The following is a 20,674-nucleotide window of genomic DNA, read 5'->3' as shown; positions in this document are numbered from 1 at the left end:
CAAATAAATTTGAGACAGCCTCGTCTTTTATTCGTTATAAGATTGTTATTATTTACATACGCGGTGGACGCATTCCACCCGGAAATCTGTTTTCCCCTTCGGGATTACCCATCGCGAATTTCTGGAACTTATACGTAAACAAGACCATAAAATAACGGCCCAAACGATTGGTACGACTATCTGTCGTTAAGAAGCCATCTACAGTACGAGAAAGATTTGTTTGCTGATTTAACAAATCAAATGCTTGCAAACGTAATGTCCCACGTTGATCTTTCAAGAATCTTTGTTCTACATAGGTATTGATAATGAACGGATTGGAGGACAACCCCTGACCATAGCCCTGATTGAAAGACTTCGAAAGATCGGCGCCAAAGATTGTGTTCTTCAAAATATTATATGAACCAATTAATGTTGGTGTCCACGTCTGAATATCGCTATTTCGCTGTAATAAGCTATTTTCTGTATGTGTAAATTGGTAACGAACACCCGGATTAATTTCCAGATTTTCGGATGGATTATAACGAAACATTAGTCCTTGAGTCAGGACGAAATTACGGGCTACATTTTTTTGTCCGATATTATCATTTTCATCGATCGAAGAATAGCCAATTGTTTTATTCACCGAAATACCACCCATCAACATCACATTGAAGGTTTTTTCCTTCCAGGATTTACCGTAGTGGTAAAATGAATTGATCGCATACGGACGATCCCCCGTCTCATTCAGATAACGCGTCTCTGAGATCAATGCCGAATCAATTTTTCCTGTTGTGGGATCCTTCTGGATAGGACCGTAATACGATTTGTTTAAACTAACAATCTTATTATCAGCTAATGATCCATTGAGGAATACAAAGAAATTATTACCCTTTTGAAAGTCGTTTTTACGGAATCGTAGTTTCAAATCGTGATTAAATTCTGGATTCAGGTTCGCATTACCGTACACGATATTTGTTGAACTTGTACTCAGATTATATGGCAAAATTTGAGATACACCTGGTTCTGTTGGCGATCCGGAGTAGTTGACGCTTAAATTGGATTGACGGGAGAATTTATATTCAAAACGAGCAATTGGCATCCAGTTCATGTTGTTACGGGAAATCGGAATAATCTCGCCCGAATTAATCGCTGATCCCCTCAATTGGGATGGTTGTCCAGCGACTCCCACCGAGTAGGTCACCTTGTCATTGCTAAACAAATAATTCGCTCCGATTTTATGGGTTGTAAAAGCATAGTCATAATTATAATCAAGGTTTAACTTCGCATTTTCAAATGCGTTTTCAATACTACTGCTATCTTTATCGTAACCTTTTTGACTGATATTATTGTCATATTTATTCTTGTTGAAATCATAGGTCACCTCCAATTTGCCATTTTTGGATAAAGGCTCGGTATAATTTACCGAAGCTCCCGCATTCCAACTCTTATTGAGCGCATCCTGAACCGTACGTTGGTAAATGTTACTCATGGGCTGATTGATATTGGAGGGGTCGGAAATATACCTATCAAGTATCTGATTTACATCCTTATCTGTTTTGGCATTATTGTAATTGAAATTGAAAAACAAGTTACGTCCATTGTCATTCAGTTTACGGTTATACAAACCACTGATCCCAAACCTTGGCGCTGTGGAGTTTGTTCCAGTTGTTAGTTCCTGTTTATTATCCAAAACATTACTTAAATAAGTAATCGAATTGGTTATCGAATTATTATTCCCGTCATCATAACCAAACTGTGGCACAATCTTAATGTAATCCTTCGCAGTGGGCTTCCACTCTACGTTTGCCTCAAAACGATGATTGCCGCCAATGGTATTTGAATTCGCATCGACACTATCTGCTTGTGTCCGGCCCGGCGTTGCATTCACAATATATCGCTGGGAAAGGGTTGTATTATTGCTATGGCTATAACTATAGCTACCATAGGCTGTCAATTTATCCGAAAAATCCTTCCGAAAATTAAGTCCGATAGAGCCTATTTTAGTGAGACCGTCTGAGCCACCAAACATACCGCCGCCACGACGTCCACCACCACCCTGCCCGCGTCGGGCTCCGCCTCCTGTTGTGTTGAAATCAAAAAGAGGTGCATTGGTATTGTTTAAATTTCCGAGAACGGAGATCTGCTCGCCTTCGCGCATTCCCATCCACATTCCTGTTGCCTGATAACGGTCTTCTGTACCATATCCTGCACGGAGTGTCGTCATATGACCTTGGTTATATTTAGGATCAATCTGAATGTTCAATACTTTTTCGGAATCGCCATTCTTATTTCCTGTGATATTGGCCATGTCCCCGTAGTCATCGATAATCTGCATTTTTTGGATAATATTGGCAGGAAGGTTTTGCGTGGCGGTTTTTACATCTCCACCAAAGAAGTCCTTACCATTGATCCGCACCCGTTTCACCGATTCTCCCTGAGCAGTGACATTACCATCTTTATCCACCTCCACGCCCTGTAGTTTTTTTAACGCATCTTCAGCAACGGATCCATCACGTAATTTCAGGTCCTTCATCGTGTACTCCAGGGTATCACTTTTCACAACTACCGTCGGCACGCCATCCACAACGACTTCCTCAAGCATTTGAGAATTCTGTTGTAAAGTCAGACTTGGGATAATGTATTTTACCTCTCCCTTCGGAAAGCTGAACTCTTTTTCAAAACGTTCAAAGCCTAAATTAGAAACAGTAATCTTAAATGTATCTGCATTGATCTTATCGAAAGTGAAAATCCCGGCCATATTTGAACCTGCGGTCATGGAATCCAATTTTGAAGTCAACCTAACTGTTGCTCCCGCGATAACGCGGTTTTTATCGTCTTTCAACATTCCTTGTACGCTTCTCGTCTGACCATATACGGTCCATCCTGTTAACATACTCAACAAAAAAAGCATGAAGCCTCTCATAATACTTATTTTTATATTTCTATAATTGACAAATTCTTGACCGAATGCTCCTGTTTTCATTTAACCCATTCCTCCCCGGTCCATGCTCATCAGCACATTCAATATCTTTACAAAAGAAGAGATTATTAGTGTTAATTAATGTAAAAGGGCATTATTCACACAGAAGTTACAATGCATAACTCTAATTTTATTTGTACTTTCGTTCATTTACAGAATAAAAAGATGCTACTATCATATTATCAAGATCAACAGGTTGAAGCCGGATGTGACGAGGCAGGCAGAGGTTGCTTGGCAGGACCGGTCTTTGCGGCAGCAGTAATTTTCCCTGCCGATTACCATCACGAGCTTCTCAACGATTCGAAAAAACTAAGCGAAAAAAAACGGATGGCATTGCGTCCTATTATTGAACGGGAAGCACTTGCCTATGCTGTGGCGAGTGTCTCAGCGGAAGAAATAGACCGCATCAATATTCACAATGCCAGCTATCTCGCCATGCACAAAGCCTTGGATATGCTACAGATAAAAGCAGAATATATTATTGTGGACGGGAACAGGTTTATTCCTTATCAGTCAATTCCCCATTCCTGCATTATCAAAGGGGACGGAAAATATCTTTCTATCGCAGCCGCTTCTATCTTAGCAAAAACCTACCGTGACGAGTATATGGACAATATTGCTTCGGATTACCCCGCTTACGATTGGCTTAATAATAAAGGCTATCCGACTGTAAGACACCGGACTGCGGTGCTTGAATACGGGTCAACACCACATCATAGAAAAAGCTTTAGAATAACTGATCCACAACTCAAATTATTCTAAAGCTTCAACCTTTAAAAAAAGAAACAGCTTGCTATGCAGCTGTTTCTTTTTTTGTCTCCCGTAACGAGAAATATGCTGCTGCCACTATGCCTAATCCAAGGATAATCGACGATATTAAAGTCAAAAGATTACCCATCTTATGTGATTCCGGATCAAAGATAAATTCGACTTTATGTGTTCCTGATGGCAACTGTAAAGCTCTCAGCAAATAATCTACACGGATAATTGGTATTTCTTTTCCATCGACATACGCCTTCCATCCTTTATCATAAAAAACTTCAGAGAATACCGCAAATGCGTCATTGGTAGCCGTATATTCGTACTGCATTTTATCAGGATGGTACGATGTCAGTTTAATTTCCCCTGTTGTAGCCGAGCTGGACGTTTTTGCTTTGATTTCATTCTGGTACTGTTGATTCACAAACGCTTCTTTACGCGGATCAAAAGAGCTGATCGCCTGCATTTCTTCCGCATTTCCTTTTACAAAGGTTATTTTGTCCACAAACCATGCATTCCCAGCTGCTGTGCTCCGTCTCACGATACGCTGTGACTGGTTTTGAGGATCTGTTGTGATCAAATAACGCACATTAAACATGTCTAGCACATCTTCGTTGAGCGCTCCGTTGAATTGATTCTCCAAGATTTCCTGAAAACGCATTAATTTAGCAGCATGATAACCGCCTAATGATTTATGGTAATAGGAAGGACGTGCATCAGAAAATGGATCTGTTGTCAGGTCAAGGACGCGATAACTTGGGTCTTTATCCATTAAGATCAATTGGTCAACCTCACGTTGCTGGAATACCTGCTGTGTAGTCGCTCCCTTTTCCATAAAGGATTTATCATTCAAAAAGCGTTTATCTACGCTCCACAGATCGAATAGGAACAAGACAAGCAAAGTCCCCAATAACGCCCCTTCACTGACCTTTCTTTTGAGGTAAAACCAAACAGCCCCGAATGTAAGCAACACAATAACAAAGGAACGATAAGCATCTTTACTCGCGATATCTTTACGGTCCAAAACCAATTGGTTTGCCAGCTCTGTCGCAAAAGATTTATCACCAATCTGTTGGGTAAACGACTCTATTAAATTATTATGACCAGCATTTCTGAAGTTCAAGAATAGATCCGGTAGCAAACCGATCAGCAGACAAACTCCGCCAACACCGGCAAAAGTATACAGCACTTTCTTATCCAGGTTTGGAATTTCCTTAGCCCGTGTTAGCAATTCATTTACCGTCATGACAGCCATGAGCGGAACTGTAATTGAAACGAGAACGAGGATGGATTCCACGGCTCTAAACTTATTGTACATTGGGAAATAATCAAAGAATAAATCCGAAACCAATGTAAAATTCCTTCCGAATGACAAAAGCAATGCTAATACAGTGGTTGTTAATATCCACCATTTGAATTTGTTTTTAACAATGACAAGTCCCAGAATGAACAAGAAGAAAACCCCAGCCCCAAAATACCAAGGCCCTGATGTAAAACGTTTATCGCCCCAATAAGTAGGCATTCCTTGCGCCATCTGTCCAGCCTGAACTGCCGATGTACCCCCTCTTTCCATAAAGAATTTGGCCACATGCGACTTCTCGTCCAATTGACCTCCAGTGGCTCCGCCATAAGCATTCGGGATCAGAAAAGTCATGCTTTCGCCAACACCTTGGCTCCATTCATAAGCATATTCCTTATCCAGCCCTTTTTCTTTTGTACTATTGTTATCGACCTTTGTAATATTAGCATGCCCACGTGTACTCAGCTTACTATACTCCCAGGTGGGCAACAAAATGGAAGCATTCACCATTAAAGCAATGATCACTGCAATCACCTGTCTCCCCGAGGCGATAAAAAACTCCCTTAGTTGTTTTTGCCTGATCGCATCTATTAGGGTAAAAATAACATATACCATCAATGCCATGAGCAAGTAATAGGTTGTCTGTAAGTGATTGACACGAATTTCCAGGGAAAGAAATAACGCCAGCAGCACCGGCCCCCAAAGCCTGCTTCCCCGGTAACACATGATCACTGCTGCAATGACAGGCGGTATAAAGGCGATAGCATTGGCGCGGGTGATATGTCCCGCCTCAATATAAATAAAATTGTATGAAGTAAAGGCTATTGCCACTGCGCCTACCGCAGCGAGCCAGGGTTTGATGCGTAATACGCTAAAAAGAAAATAGGCCCCCAAAAGATAAAACAACACGGTGTCCATTGGGCTTGGAAAAACAAATTTGACGGCTTTCAGCATATAAGTGCCGATGTTATTTTCGTTCGCTTGCCAGATCTGATAGGTTGGCATTCCGCCAAACATGGAATTCGTCCACATAGGAGCTTTCCCATCTTTGGCTTTATAGTCAAATAATTCCTTTTGCCCAGCTTGAGCTTGCACCACATCCGATTGAGCAAGAGTCTTTCCCTGCCAGACGGGCGTGAAATAAAAAAATACGAGCACAATGAATAGCGCAATAACGATTAAATGTGCTGAATTTACCTTAAACCAATTTTTCATTTATCCTCTTAGGTTGTTTACAAGTCTTAAAAGCCAAACTTAGATAAATTTGTTTTTATATACAATTATAATTATGACCAATCTATTAAATATGCCTCCCTTGATCCTAGAAAGAAAAGATCACAGAAAGTGTGAGGCCAATGGCGCGATTTTCTTACTTAACGACAGTTCCTGAAAATGAAATGAGACGCCTTTTGCAAAAAAGGCCCTAATTATAGTTAGGGCCAATCTGGATTTATTTCATCTTAACGGCAGTTCCGGTTGCCCCGACCATCATCATTCCGCCTGTTCCTACAGTCTGGAAATCCAGCCGAACGCCTACGACAGCATCGGCCCCTAGCGCCCTAGCACGGTCTTCAAGCTCACGCAATGCTGCCTCACGAGTTTCCTGAAATGCACGCTCATAAGAATTAGAGCGACCACCAAAAAAATCTCTAAAACCAGCCATCATATCTTTAATGGCATTGGCTCCAAGAACAACCTCTGAAGAAACAATCCCCAGATAACGATCAATCTGGTGCCCCTCGATAATACTTGTTGTTGTTAATAACATAATTTTATTCTCCTTTTTGAATTAACTTATTAATATTGGACAATTCGCCAAAAACAACTAAGATATCACCTTCTGCCATTACCGTTTCAGAGGTGGCAATACCAGATGCTTCCTTTTGTTCTTTGGTGATTCCGTCCTTTTTTGTCTCTGTAATTTGCACTGTTGTCAGTACGATAATTTTATAAAGGTTGGTCAGATTGGCCTCCCGCAATGTCATTCCGACATAACGCTGTGGCACCTTTGTTTCTACGATAGAATACCGATCTGACACCTTAAATGAATCAACGATATCAATATTGTCCAACCGCATTGCCAATCGTTCTGCAGCTTCTTCCTCTGGCATGATATACTCATTGATCTCCATAGCTTCCAAAACTGTCTTCTGCAGATCAGATACGATACGGCCAATGATACGTTTTACTTTTAGTTGCTTTAGGAGTGCGACTGTCATGAGCGATGCCCCCTCATCCTCTCCAATGGCGACAATGACAGCATGAGCATCTTTTAAAGGCAGCGAAGATACAGCCTCCCGGTCTGTTGTATCTAGGCATACTGTATGCGTGATCTTATCTTTGAGCTGCTCTACAATAGTTAGATTTCGATCCGCACCGATTACTTCATGACCGAGTTCAGTAAGATGAACGCCCAATGAACGCCCGAAGTGTCCTAACCCTAAAACAATATACTTCATAACTCAAACTAAGATAAATTTATTTTATTTGCAAGTCTAATCGCTTTGCAAATAGACACCCTTTGATCTTTTGTATCTTTATACATAAGCAAACAAAATTAAAACAGGATCTTTTCCTCCGGAAATATCATATTTCTACGGGTCGTATTTTTAATAAATGCTACCAACAAAGTCAACATCCCCACACGACCAACCAGCATGGTCACGACTATGATCAATTTTCCACCCATGCTTAAGGAAGGAGTTATGCCCAAACTTAATCCGCAGGTCGTATATGCCGATAAGGATTCAAAAAGCAAATCCTTCATGCTTTTGTCCGGATCGGTAAAAATAAGAACAAAAAAACTCAGCCCAACGACGAGGAATGATAATAGAATAATCGCAAAAGCCTTATTCACGGATTCACTCGCTATTCTCCTTTTAAAAATTTCAATATATTCCTTTCCTTTTGCCAAAGAAATGATATTCAGAAAAGATAGCGCCACTGTCGTCACCTTTACCCCACCTCCAGTAGACCCCGGAGAAGCACCTACCCACATCAATACCATAATCAGAAAAATAGTTGGCGCGCCGACGAAACTTAGATCGATGCTATTGTAGCCCGCCGAACGCGCAGCATTTGCCATAAAAAAAGATGTTGCCCATTCACCGTCAAAACCTTTTTCCAAAGAAAGTGTATTCTTGCGTTCCAAAAAATAGAAGAACAGTGTTGCTGCAACAATAATAATCGCATTACATAGCAATACCAATTTGGAGTTAAAACTAAAGCTCCACGCCTTATGTTTGTAATTTTTCTTCGTAACTAAACGGTGATACCAAAGCAATATTGACTCCTTAATGTAGGTATAGAAGTTCAGTACAATTCCAAAGCCTAATCCACCAAGAATAAACAACGAAGAGAGCGCCAGCTGAAATGGATAGTTGAACTTATAAGCCTCATTGGTGATTCCGCCAGATAAAATAGAGAATCCAGCGTTACAAAATGAAGAAATGGAATGGAAGATCGAAAAGAAAATCATACTCCCCATATTAGGGAAATTAGCCTTTTCAAGGGTACTAAAGATCAATATCGCACCTAGAAATTCAAACAATAGTGTAATAAATATCATGGTCAATAAGGTTTTGATCACCGAGGCCACTTTATTTTCCCCCAATATTTCGCCAAACATCAATTGGTTTTTGAATGAGAATCCGCCAGAAAAAAAATAGCCAAAGAAACCCGTAAAGGTCATAATTCCGAGTCCGCCGACTTGTATCAATACAATAATAACGGTCTGGCCAAACATGCTAAAGTTGGTCGAAATATCTGCTACGGATAATCCAGTTATGCAGACAGCACTGGTCGCCATAAACAAGGCATCGACAAAACTGAGCGGAGCTTCTATTGTTGTTCGCGGTAGCATCAATAGGACTGTCCCGATCAGGATAAGCACGAGGAAGCTGATGACAAACAGTATGGTGGGATTAAAATAAAAATTATCGAAAAAGAGGGTACTTTTGGAGAGCTCAGCGATAAAAATAATATAAATACCCAGGTAAATCCACTGCTCGCGGGAAAAGACAGCTAGTGCTTCAATTCCGGCGAAACGGGCTATCAAAATAAAAATAAAATAAATCAGGATGAGCAGTCCGGAGTAATGTTCGACGGCAATTTTTTTCAGCGCATAAATGGATGATGACTCCCGCAACGCGATCATAAAAAAAAGCACAAAAAATAAGTAATGAATTGTCTTGCCCAGTAATATACCCAATATCGGGTCTGTGACATAACCTACGTTGAAAATCACAATTGCAGCACAAATCATGCTGGCGTAGAACATGATCTTATCTACTAGACCGTTTTTATATTTGAAAACAAATCGAACAAAACTTAATATCGAATCTACCATTATAAACCGCAAACTAAGATAAATTTGCCTTTATTCAAAAATCTATCTATATCTTCTCATCCAATGGGCAGGCTATTTTCACGTGAAACGGAATCTGCCGATGCCTTTCAATACATCTTCGCTCCCTAATCTCCCGGGGATTCTTTCTCCAATTCCCTTTCAGCCTTCTCTCGATCACGTTTTCGTTTTTCTTCTATTTTGGCGGCAGCTTTTGCCTCCTCTTCTTTTTCCTCCTTTAGCAATTCTTCGGCAGTTTTATGCTTTTTAAATATCCCCGAGAATAATTTTTTCGCTTTCTCCACTCCGTTCACGACCTTCTCAACGCGATCAGCCGTATTCATCAATTTTGCCTCGCGCTCTGGCCCTAAACCAACACATTGCTTAATACCCATCAGCAGACTTTGCCACATCGCTTTAAAGAAAGGATGATAGGGATCCCGATGTTTGTTGATATGCCCTATCGTGTATTTACCATACAGGTCTGGGTTGCCGGGATTGAATAAAACCTGATTGACCATGAAAGAAAGAAAGCCCTTCTTTTCCCTGCGTCCGTCGTCACCTGTTTCAGAGAGTATGTTAACCTTTAAATCATTGTAATCCATTTTAAACGTTCCTTTGCTTCGATAATCATTGGCCCAGACATCAAATACGATTTGTCTCAGGTTACCAGATTTAACCTCAACATTCAGCAGTGGCCGAATCATTTTATTAACAACTGTTAAATCCATCTGTCCAAGACTCCCTTTGTAGGTATAAGCCCCAACTTTAGAGGTCATATCAAAAACAAAATTGGTCACGAGCTTTCCTGAATTCATAAAATTAGTGCTCAGATTAGCCCGCATGAGTTTCTGTTTCAGCAACTTTGTCGAATCGTTGGTCACATTCAATATTGTACCGTAGGTATGATTGAAAGTGATAGTTCCTATCTGGCTATATTTATCGCTCATCTCGGAATAAGAAATGCCAATATTATCCAAGATCAGCGAATCAATTCCCAACCGGGTTGACATCCGCATCAATTTCATGTGTGGCGCATTTCCGATCTGCCGAGTAGCAGAACTTTTGTAATGCTTATCGCTATAGATAGAAAGTTGCCCATTCTTTAAGAATGCTTTTTGTGCATAAACCTTTTTATCTCTGGAAAGCTGTCCAAAATTGAACTCCGCCAGTTTAAGGGTATCCATTTTAAAAACAACATAACTCCCGCCTTCCCCTTTCTTCTTGTAGTAAGCCGCTTTATTTAACGTCGGTTGGTAAGCTACTTTAGTCAAAAGGACATTTCTTTCTTTACTATTGATCTTAAGCTTATCAAAATTGATTTTATAAAATCCATCCGGAGTTTGATAAGTAAAGCCCGGCACTTCAATGTCGATCATCTTCGTATGATAAAAACGCTGTCTATCTTGTTCCGAAGTTGAATCAATAAGAACGTCATCAATCCGCACTTTTACTTTTTTTATTTCAAAGTCCTGATGTACCCCCTTTTGTACCTGAGTATATTTAAAATCTATATTATTCAAGTTAACAGCTTCAACATGAATCTTCTTTAAATTATCTTTTATCTTCTCATACAAGGGTTTCTTAGGACCTTGGCTTACCGTATTGTTATAACTATGCAGCTCATTGATAACATGTATAGTGGGCGTATCCACAGTAACATCGTGTAAAAAAAGCTCTTTATCCATCAGCACCTTACGGATGCCAAAACTTTTAATCTTAAGCTTGTTGATGGCTATTGCGTAGCGATTGTCCGGAGCCTTTTTCAGAAGCTCCAATTTCTTATACACTATACTATCAGGAATTAAATGAAGGTTATCAATGGTCAGATTCCCCAACGCCAGATTAACATGGATATCGTCATAGTGAACCGTATACAAGCTATCTGTCGCCTGCAAAACCAACTGTTTTATTTTGGTATCCAGCAGCGGTTTCCATTTATTGCTAAAATACATAATGCTTCCGGTCAAAGCCAGAAGGATAAACACAACAATTCCAATGATCCACTTAAAAATAGGCTTCATAAAGTCGCAATCTCTTTGTAATTTAGTCTTTATTTTATTGAATAGCAAACAAGATCAATTCCCTTTTTGTTTCAACTACTATTAAATAAAGCGAATATGCAGCTTCGGACACGACATTTTTTATTTCTTATACCTTTTTGGCTACTTGTATTCAATTCTTGTTCAGATTCCAACCCCGAAACAGGCTTCTATTATTGGAAAACGGTCTTTAAAATTGACACCATGGAGCATCGTGCACTAAAAGAAGTCAAAGCCAAATCCATATATACACGAATTATGGATATAGACTTTGACCCATCCGGTGTTCAGGCGGTCCCGATTAGCCCCATTACCTTTCCCCAGCCAGTCCCTAAAGAACAAGCGTTAATACCAGTCGTGTTTATCAATCAACGCATTTTTTCAGAAATGGACAGTTTACAGATAAGGGCTTTAGCCAATAAAATTGTACCTTTTGTCTCTGCAAAAATTAAGCAGGCCGGCAAAGAAGAATTTAACGAATTGCAACTGGACTGTGACTGGACTCAATCCTCACGGGACAAATTCTTCTACCTGCTCAAGTACCTACAAGAATTACCAGATTTAAAAGGCATTGTCGTCAGCTCAACATTAAGGTTACATCAGGTTAAGAACACGGTTACAAGTGGTATCCCGCCAGTAAAAAAAGCAACATTAATGTGTTACAACATGGGCAACTTGCGCCAATTCGGAAACCAGAATTCTATCCTGAATCAACAGGATCTAAATACCTATTTAGGTGGTACGCTACGCAATTATCCAATGGAAATGGATATCGCTCTTCCCTTATTTCAATGGTTTGTGGTCTTTAGAAACAATAGTTACATCGGCATTTCAAAATATATTAGCGAGCAGGATATCAATAACACAAACCTATTTACCCATAATCCGAACAGCAACTTATATATTTTGGCTGTCGATCTCCCTAAAGCAAACCTCAAAAAAGGCGATGTCGTGCGGTTTGAGAAAGTAACACAAAATGATCTTTTGCAAACGGCAAAATTTTTGAGGGGAGAGTTGAAAGGGAAAAAACATCAGATTATTTTTTATCATTTAGATCAAGCTACATTAGCAAATCATGACAATGCCGAGTTACAGGAAATTATTCGTGCTTTCTAGCACTACTATTGCATTCTTCTTTGGAGAAATTGCAACAAATATCGCTTGTGGTCCCGAAGTGGATCCCTATGACAACCAAACGACTTATTATCTTCCAAATCTTGAAGACAACGGGTTTTCTGCATTTCAATACATCCCTTATCAATTTCTCTACACTGAAGAAGCTCCAGTTAAGGAAAGCCTCGTTAACAGCGAAGCTTGGGCAAAACACTTGGGGCCTGGAGTAAATGTAAATGATATTGAACAATTAATGTACCGCAGCGATTCGGCGACGGCTGATTTGGTCAGTAATCAAAAAAAATCTTCCTGGAGTAATCTTCCTGACTCCATCAAAGGAAATACATTTGTACAAACCTTAATTGATGGTAAACATGAGCCTGAGCGAGCTTACTTTGTTTTCACAAAAAAGCAAGAGCCTATTACAAATGTTCAGCATAATTACTGGGATCCCGATACGCGGAATTTTAAAGAGATCGTACAATATGCTGAACTCGCCGAAGCGCAGATCAACAAGCATAAAAAAAACAGTTTTCTTTTTGTGCGTTATGCTTATCAGGCTGCACGCTTATATCTATTCGGTCAGGAATATGGGAAAAGTATTGCTATTTATGAAAAATACCTTCAGCCCATTAAAGGCAATGATGCGATTCTAAATTGGGCCCTTTCAAACTATGCTGGCGCCGTCCGTAAAAATGGAGATGGAGCCAAAGCCGCCTACCTTTTTTCCAAATTATTCACAGCAAGTCCCGAACGACGTGTTTTGGCCTACTCAAATTTTCATTACATCACAGCTTCCGATACTGAAATTTTTCAATATGCAACCAATGATGCCGACAATTTTAACATTAACGCCATTATTGGTTTCGGTACAGGAGACCGCACCATGAAATATTTAAACGCCTGTTATAAGCTTGATCCAGCCAATACAGTAAATGCCGTTTTGCTAGGAAGAGAAGTCAATAAAATAGAAGGTGACATGAACGAGTCGTTTTACATCGGCTACGGCGAAAACTATAATTATTATTCCCGAAACGAGGACAAAAACACAGTTAAACAACACTTGGATTCCCTTCGTAATTTTGCTTTAAACCTTTATCAAGACAAAAAATACGTCCAACCACAGCTCGGCTTGATTACTGCAGCCTATTTAAGCTGGATGAACAAAGAAAATGATCTTGCAAAAAAATATCTTGCCCTGGTCAAGGAAAGTGATCTGAACCCTAAGCTGGCAGATCAATATCAGATTACGGCATTACTTGCGCAGTTAGCCGATTGGCAAACCAGCAAACAGATAGACCAACCAAAGCTTGTCAAAACATTGGCATGGTTGGAAGAGAAGGCCAAAGAAGACGGTAAAAGTTCAAGCAAGAAAAACGAATGGAGCTATAGTGCTTTCGAATACAGCAACTATAGTTTAATCGCCAGAAACATACTCCAGAATCTCGTCGTCAAACACTATCTCAGCACGCAGGATACTGCCATGGCGAGTTTAGCCGCTGTTAAAGCAGATATTTTCTATAATTATGGTGTCGCAAAGGATTATCTTGAAGACAACATGCAATGGTCCACCATGCACTTTTGGGAAAATAGTCTTACACCCAAAACATTAATAAAAATAAGAACTTTATTGTCCGACAACACACAGCAAAACACATTATCCCGTTTTTTATTAGAGGATATCAAGCATTTCAATAAAGACTATCTGACCGAGCTTTTAGGGACAGCATATTTACGGGAACTGGACTTCCAAAACGCCGCCAAAACACTACAGACGCTTCCTAAAGACCACAAAACAAAAGAAATAAAGAACTCGTACAGCGAAGATGAAAATAATGTTATACCCAGCCCATTCATCGTCACCATCAATGATTATCCCAAGAAATACGGAAAAGAAAATACAACCAAGCTAAAATATGCTGAACGTATGGCGCGATTGGAAAATGCCATAAAAAGCGAAAAAAACAATCAGAAGAAAGCAGACTATTATTTTCAGATGGCTACAGGAATTTATCAGACCAGCACCTACGGAAATGCCTGGTCCCTGGTGTCGTACGATTGGGCATCCTCAGACAGTCATGCCGCTACAACAATTCACTGGCAACGGAATTATTTACAGACAAAATCAGCAAAAGAATGGTATTCCAAAGCCCGTTCACTGAGCGCAGATAAAGAATTTAAGGCCAAATGTACCTTCATGCTTGCAAAATGTGAACAGAAGGATTTTGTTTATACAGATGAAACACGTTGGCAATATTATGACTCCCCATTGAAAAATCCGTTCTACCGCTTTTCGCTGCAGAATAAATACTTTAAAGAGCTAAATACGCATTATAAGGGCACGCCTTTTTTCAATATGGCTTCAAAGGAATGTACCTATCTAAGGGACTACCTGAATCTGACACAAGCCATAAAATAAACCCGCTCGTCCTTTTAAATACAGAAGAGGCTTCCATATATGGAAGCCTCTTCTGTATTAAGCTCTGCTATCTTCATTATGATATATACTGAGATAACTATCGTAACGTGAAGATTCAATCTCCCCATCCTCCACGGCTTCCATAATAACACAGCCGGGCTCGTTGATATGTCTACAATTATTGAATCGGCACTGGTTCATCAACGCGCGCATCTCAGGAAAAAAATGGGACAGTTCTTGCTTTTCAATATCCACAATCCCCAATTCGCGAATGCCGGGCGTATCAATCAGTTTTCCCCCAAATGGCAAATCAAACATCTCCGCAAATGTTGTGGTATGCTTGCCTTTGTCAGACCAGTCTGAAATTTCACCCGTTTTCAGACCATATTCAGGTACAATTGCGTTGATCAATGTGGATTTACCCACACCGGAATGTCCCGAAACCAATGTAATTTTATCCTGAAGCAACCCCTTGACAACATCAATGTTCTTTCCTTTTAGGGCAGACACCTCATAACACAGATACCCTATTCGTTCATAAATAGCTTTATACTCGGCCAATATCTCTAGCCCCTCATCACTAAAAAGGTCGAGTTTATTAAAAATAAGCACCGCTGGTATGCCGTAAGCTTCGGTCGTTACCAAAAAACGATCAATAAAACCCAAAGAAGTTGGTGGAGAAGCCAAAGTGACCACCAGTAAGGCTTGGTCCAAGTTAGCTCCGATAATTTGCGTTTGTTTAGAAAGATTCACCGACTTTCGAATAATGTAATTGCGACGGGGCTCCAGCTCGCGAATGACAGCACTTTCAAGATCCGGCTCTACATCAAAATGCACCCAATCGCCCACAGCTACCGGATTGGTTGTTTTAATTCCCTTGGTACGAAATTTCCCTTTGATCCGGCAATCATATCTTTTGCCGTCTTCGCCCAAAACCTGATACCAACTACCCGTAGACTTAGTTACCAATCCTCTCATAGAACCTGTTGCATTAAATGTGTCATAGCACAAAAATCGGAAAAATTTATTAAACTTACGGTTTGATGAATTTCTTACCTTTGTAAGGAGACTAAAATTCAATTTTGTGAAAAAACTATTTCTTTTAGATGGAATGGCTCTTATATATAGAGCATATTTTGCATTGAGCAAGACCCCACGCATCACCTCGACAGGGTTGAATACAGGGGCAATCATGGGATTTACCAATACACTATTGGAGGTATTGAAAAATCAGCAACCTTCTCATATAGCAGTAGTGTTCGACACGGATGCTCCTACCGCACGCCATATTGAATTTGAAGCCTATAAAGCACATCGCGAAAAAATGCCCGAAGACCTTGCGGCCTCTATTCCTTATATCTACCGTCTGATTGAAGGATTTAATATTCCAATTATTACAATGGACGGCTATGAAGCGGATGATATCATCGGAACATTGGCGAAAAAAGCAGAACAAGAAAATTTCCAAGTCTACTGTATGACACCGGATAAAGATTTTGGTCAGCTTGTCTCGGACAATATTTTTATTTACAAACCGGCACGCATGGGCAATGGGGCTGAAGTACAAGGAGTCAAAGAAATTCTCGAAAAATGGGAAGTTACCGATGTCTGCCAGGTCATTGATATTTTGGGTCTATGGGGAGATGCTGTAGATAATATTCCGGGAATTCCCGGCATCGGAGAGAAAACGGCAAAGAAACTTGTTCAGGAATTTGGCTCCGTTGAAGGTATTATAGCCAATGCGGATCAGCTTAAGGGCAAAATGCGTGAAAATGTCGAAAATTTTGCCGAACAGGGGCTGATCTCAAAAAAACTAGCAACAATTCTATTGGATGTTCCAGTTGAACTTAACGAAAAAGCATTGGAACTTGAGGATCCGAATAAAGAGATTCTCGAGCCACTTTTTGCTGAATTGGAATTTAGAACGCTTGGGAAAAGAGTATTTGGAGAAGATTTCTCCATCCTTGAGAAAAGTGCTCCTGTAAATGGGCAGATGGATTTATTTGCTGTACAGACAACAACTATAACCACAAGTACAGCTATAGAAATAGAAGCATCTAGTGAAAATATTGTTCTAAACAATATCCATAATACGACACACGAATACAGGTTAGTGGATACTCGTGATGAACAAGAAAAACTTGCCAAGGAGCTAGCCACAAAGGACAGCTTTTGCTTTGATACCGAAACAACAGGATTAGACGCGAATCTCGCTGATATTGTCGGACTATCTTTTTCGTTTGAAACAGCAAAAGCATATTATATCCCTACGCCAGCAAATCGGGAAGAAGCACAGCGAATCGTCGACATTTTTAAACCAGTGCTTGAAAATCCAGCCATTGAAAAAATAGGTCAGAATATAAAATACGATATTCTCCTATTGGCAAGATATGGTGTTAAGGTCCAGGGGACCTTATTCGATACCATGCTGGCGCATTACCTCATTGACCCTGATACACGTCATGGCATGGATGTACTTGCAGAGAACTATCTAAATTACACCCCAGTCTCAATTACCGAACTCATTGGAGAAAAAGGGAAAAAGCAAGGAAATATGCGGGATGTTGATTTCGAAAAAATCAAAGAATATGCTGCAGAAGATGCGGACATTACTTTGCAGCTAAAAAACATATTTCAACCACTTCTGGTAGAGACAGACACGCTGCAATTAGCTCAGGATGTCGAATTTCCACTTGTTTACGTACTTGCCGAAATCGAGCGTAACGGCGTAAAAGTGGATGTACCTGCCCTCGGTGAATTTTCAAAAATCTTAGAACAGGACATTCGCAATCTCGAGGAGTCTATATTTGAAAAGGCAGGAGTTAACTTTAATATTGCATCTCCCAAACAATTAGGTGAAATACTGTTCGATAAACTCCGATTGGATCCAAAGGCAAAAAAAACAAAAACAGGGCAATATAAAACGGGTGAAGATGTTCTATTAGCTTTAGCGCACAAATCGGATATCGTTCAGGATATTTTGAATTTTAGACAATTACAGAAATTAAAATCAACTTATGTAGATTCATTACCGGAGTTGATCAATCCAGAAACCGGTCTGATTCATACATCCTACAATCAAGCCGTCGCAGCCACTGGCCGCCTGAGCTCTACCAATCCCAATTTGCAGAATATCCCGATTCGCACGGAAAGAGGCCGGGAAGTGAGAAAAGCCTTTATTCCCCGCTCAGCGGACAATGTGATCTTATCCGCCGATTATTCACAGATCGAATTGCGCCTAATTGCGGAATTGAGTAAAGATCAAAATATGCTGGAGGCCTTCAGTCAAGGACATGATATCCACCGTGCTACGGCAGCGAAAGTTTATAACATGGCTTTCGACGAAGTAACGTCCGAACAACGACGCAATGCGAAAGCAGTCAACTTCGGCATTATTTATGGTCAATCCGCCTTTGGTCTATCCCAAAATCTAGGTATCTCACGCAAAGAAGCAGCGGACATTATTAATGAATACTTCAACCAATATACGGGTATAAAAAAGTATATGAGCGATGCTGTTGAATTTGCGAAAGAGAAAGGTTACGTTGAAACAATTTTAAAGCGTAGACGTTATTTGAGAGATATTAATTCGGCAAACATGACGGTTCGCGGATTTGCTGAACGAAATGCAATCAACGCACCGATTCAGGGATCAGCAGCAGATTTAATCAAGATTGCCATGATTGCAATACAACAAGAAATCGAACAACAGGGACTCAAGGGCAAAATGATTATGCAGGTTCATGATGAACTGGTCTTTGATGTTCCGAAACAAGAAATCGAAGCATTCAAAACCATTATTCTGGACAAAATGACAAATGCTATAAAAACGACGGTCCCATTAGTCGTTGAAATCGGAGAAGGTAAAAATTGGCTTGAGGCACATTAATTTTTGTTATGACTAAAAAATTCATTTATATACTGTTGTTTTTATCATCGTTTTGCTTTAAATCTATTTTAGCACAAGAAGGTAAACCCGTATTTTACGAAAAATTAGATCAGGGATTGATTCGTTTCTATTTTGATAAATATTATTATCTGGCAGCAAAAGATTGCGAATTCAAAACAATTGAACGCGTTAGCAAATTTGATTTCACAAAACAGATTTTCGACGGAGAATTTCGTGATTTTGCCCCCAATGGCGATCGCATACTGGTGGGAAACTATACAGATGGTAAAAAGGAGGGCTTATTTCAGGCTTTTCACCCAAATGGTGTGCTGAAATGGGAGATAAATTTTAAAGATAACTATCCTGTTGGCGATTGGAAATATTATTATCCTGATGGCAAACCATTATTGACGATCTCCTATGGTGATTTTGGTTATTTCATCAAAGATTACTGGGATAACCGGGGAAAACAGGAAGTTGTTGAAGGTGAAGGAAACTATGAATTTGCAATACCTTTTGAAGGCTTCACTGAATTCGGTTACGATTTTTATCTTCGCAAAGGTAAAGTAAAAGGTGGTAAACCACAGGGAAATTGGAACACCTACTTTTACAATGTGGGGCAGCAACCCATTTACGCAATGACACAACGATTTGTCAATGGAAAAATCACCGCAACCTACGATGATAATGGAGAACTCCCAAGCGAAGATTTTCAGTCGTTGAGCATTTTGCCCTATGATTATTTTGTCCGTGCAGAATTATTACAGGGTAAATCCTGTAATTTTGATGACTATTCAAATTTCTATACGTTTCTTGCCAAACGCTTTACCGATGGCTTCAATAAAAGTGGAATTGAAGTTACTGGTCAATTAAACTTTTCCTATGATGTTGAGGTCAAGAAAACAGGGATAGCCAATTTACGGAGCCTCAAATTGAATGTAAACTCAGATAATGAAAATTATCTTAATATTTTGAATCGCATTGCCAAAAGCATAGATTTTTATTTTCCAACCTACAAACAAGATCAACCTCAGGACGATACGATTAAAGTTTCTGGGAGTATTGCAACAGCAGGTGATGGAAAGGTCTATACGCATTCAATTAAAATTGAAAGAGAAATCGACAATTCGAGTAAATAATTATCTTTGCAGAAATAAATAGATATGAAATTCCATAAAGAAGGATATACCACCTTAGCGATTGCTATACTTATTATCTTTATCATCAATGCCGTTGCGGATTATTATGATGCGTCACAGTATGTAAAGTGGTTTATATATGCCCTTTCAGCATTCCTATTCATCACTGTTGTCCAGTTTTTTAGAAGCCCCAAGAAAGTCGTTAGTCCACAAGATGGTACAATCTTATGCCCCGCAGATGGAAAAGTTGTAGTTATCGAAGAAACCGAAGAAAACGAGTATTTTCATGACAGAAGGATCCAGGTCTCTATTTTCATGTCTCCCGTCAATGTGCATGTGAATCGAAACCCCATCAGTGGTCTGGTCACTTTTTTCAAATACCATCCGGGGAAATTTTTGGTTGCCTGGCATCCAAAATCCTCTACAGATAACGAAAGAACGACTGTCGTGGTGAAAGATAAAGAAGGAAGAGAAGTTCTTTTTCGTCAAATCGCCGGCGCATTAGCCCGCCGCATTGTTTGGTATGTAAAAGAAAATGATCAGGTTGTTCAAGGAACCGAGTTCGGTTTTATCAAATTTGGTTCGCGTGTCGATCTATTTCTACCGCTGGGAACAGAAATCAATGTAAATATTGGCGATAAAGTTACTGGGGCCAAGACCATTATCGGAAAATTTTAACAATTTATTAATACCATAATAAGTAACTTAG

General features: G+C 39.8%; 13 protein-coding genes. 6 read left to right on the top strand and 7 right to left on the bottom strand.

Annotation, left to right across the window (positions count from 1 at the left end; all coding sequences use genetic code 11):
• Window positions 1–52 precede the first annotated feature (52 nt).
• Complete coding sequence (locus tag B4G94_RS16385; RefSeq protein ID WP_286860171.1) at window positions 53–2,902, bottom strand: outer membrane beta-barrel protein; 2,850 nt, start codon at window positions 2,900–2,902, stop codon at window positions 53–55.
• Between the two features lie 222 nt (window positions 2,903–3,124).
• Between B4G94_RS16385 and B4G94_RS16380 the strand changes: the two genes are divergently transcribed.
• Entirely contained in the window at window positions 3,125–3,721 is a 597-nt protein-coding gene (locus B4G94_RS16380; protein ID WP_108634577.1) for a ribonuclease HII, read from the top strand.
• 31 nt (window positions 3,722–3,752) lie between these two features.
• Here the strand turns inward: B4G94_RS16380 and B4G94_RS16375 are convergent, their stop codons facing one another.
• From B4G94_RS16375 to B4G94_RS16355, 5 genes are all read right to left on the bottom strand, one after another.
• A complete protein-coding gene (locus B4G94_RS16375; protein ID WP_286860169.1) occupies window positions 3,753–6,233 on the bottom strand; it encodes a YfhO family protein in 2,481 nt (826 codons plus the stop codon).
• A 235-nt stretch (window positions 6,234–6,468) separates the two neighbouring features.
• The gene (locus tag B4G94_RS16370) at window positions 6,469–6,786 is read right to left on the bottom strand and encodes a YbjQ family protein (protein ID WP_104383460.1); all 318 of its coding nucleotides are present in this window, start codon (window positions 6,784–6,786) and stop codon (window positions 6,469–6,471) included.
• Between the two features lie 4 nt (window positions 6,787–6,790).
• Window positions 6,791–7,477, bottom strand: a complete 687-nt coding sequence (locus B4G94_RS16365; protein ID WP_108634575.1) for a potassium channel family protein — start codon at window positions 7,475–7,477, stop codon at window positions 6,791–6,793.
• 98 nt (window positions 7,478–7,575) lie between these two features.
• Window positions 7,576–9,366 carry a TrkH family potassium uptake protein gene (locus B4G94_RS16360; RefSeq protein ID WP_286860166.1) on the bottom strand — a complete coding sequence of 597 codons (1,791 nt, stop codon included), beginning with the start codon at window positions 9,364–9,366 and terminating at the stop codon, window positions 7,576–7,578.
• A 125-nt stretch (window positions 9,367–9,491) separates the two neighbouring features.
• Entirely contained in the window at window positions 9,492–11,387 is a 1,896-nt protein-coding gene (locus tag B4G94_RS16355; protein ID WP_286860164.1) for a hypothetical protein, read from the bottom strand.
• Between the two features lie 222 nt (window positions 11,388–11,609).
• On the opposite strand from B4G94_RS16355, the gene B4G94_RS16350 reads away from it, so the two are divergent.
• Window positions 11,610–12,521, top strand: a complete 912-nt coding sequence (locus tag B4G94_RS16350) for a hypothetical protein (RefSeq protein WP_286860163.1) — start codon at window positions 11,610–11,612, stop codon at window positions 12,519–12,521.
• Entirely contained in the window at window positions 12,481–14,937 is a 2,457-nt protein-coding gene (locus tag B4G94_RS16345; protein ID WP_286860161.1) for a hypothetical protein, read from the top strand. Before B4G94_RS16350 ends, B4G94_RS16345 begins: the two co-directional genes overlap by 41 nt.
• A gap of 57 nt (window positions 14,938–14,994) precedes the next feature.
• Here B4G94_RS16345 and rsgA read toward each other — a convergent pair whose 3' ends face one another.
• Window positions 14,995–15,915: a ribosome small subunit-dependent GTPase A gene (gene rsgA / locus B4G94_RS16340; RefSeq protein ID WP_286860160.1), complete on the bottom strand. Its 921-nt coding sequence runs from the start codon at window positions 15,913–15,915 to the stop codon at window positions 14,995–14,997.
• Window positions 15,916–16,021: 106 nt separating this feature from the next.
• Here rsgA and polA point away from each other — a divergent pair, with 106 nt between their 5' ends.
• The 3 genes from polA to B4G94_RS16325 are packed head-to-tail and all read left to right on the top strand — an operon-like array spanning window position 16,022 to window position 20,643.
• Entirely contained in the window at window positions 16,022–18,826 is a 2,805-nt protein-coding gene (gene polA / locus B4G94_RS16335) for a DNA polymerase I (protein ID WP_165309476.1), read from the top strand.
• An 8-nt stretch (window positions 18,827–18,834) separates the two neighbouring features.
• Entirely contained in the window at window positions 18,835–19,965 is a 1,131-nt protein-coding gene (locus B4G94_RS16330) for a toxin-antitoxin system YwqK family antitoxin (protein WP_286860157.1), read from the top strand.
• A gap of 24 nt (window positions 19,966–19,989) precedes the next feature.
• A complete protein-coding gene (locus B4G94_RS16325; protein WP_108634569.1) occupies window positions 19,990–20,643 on the top strand; it encodes a phosphatidylserine decarboxylase family protein in 654 nt (217 codons plus the stop codon).
• The last annotated feature ends 31 nt before the right edge of the window (window positions 20,644–20,674 follow it).

This window comes from Sphingobacterium sp. UBA7625 (assembly GCF_002484085.1).
In the GTDB taxonomy this organism is placed as follows: domain Bacteria; phylum Bacteroidota; class Bacteroidia; order Sphingobacteriales; family Sphingobacteriaceae; genus Sphingobacterium; species Sphingobacterium athyrii.
This window is presented reverse-complemented; position numbering and strand designations above follow the sequence as displayed.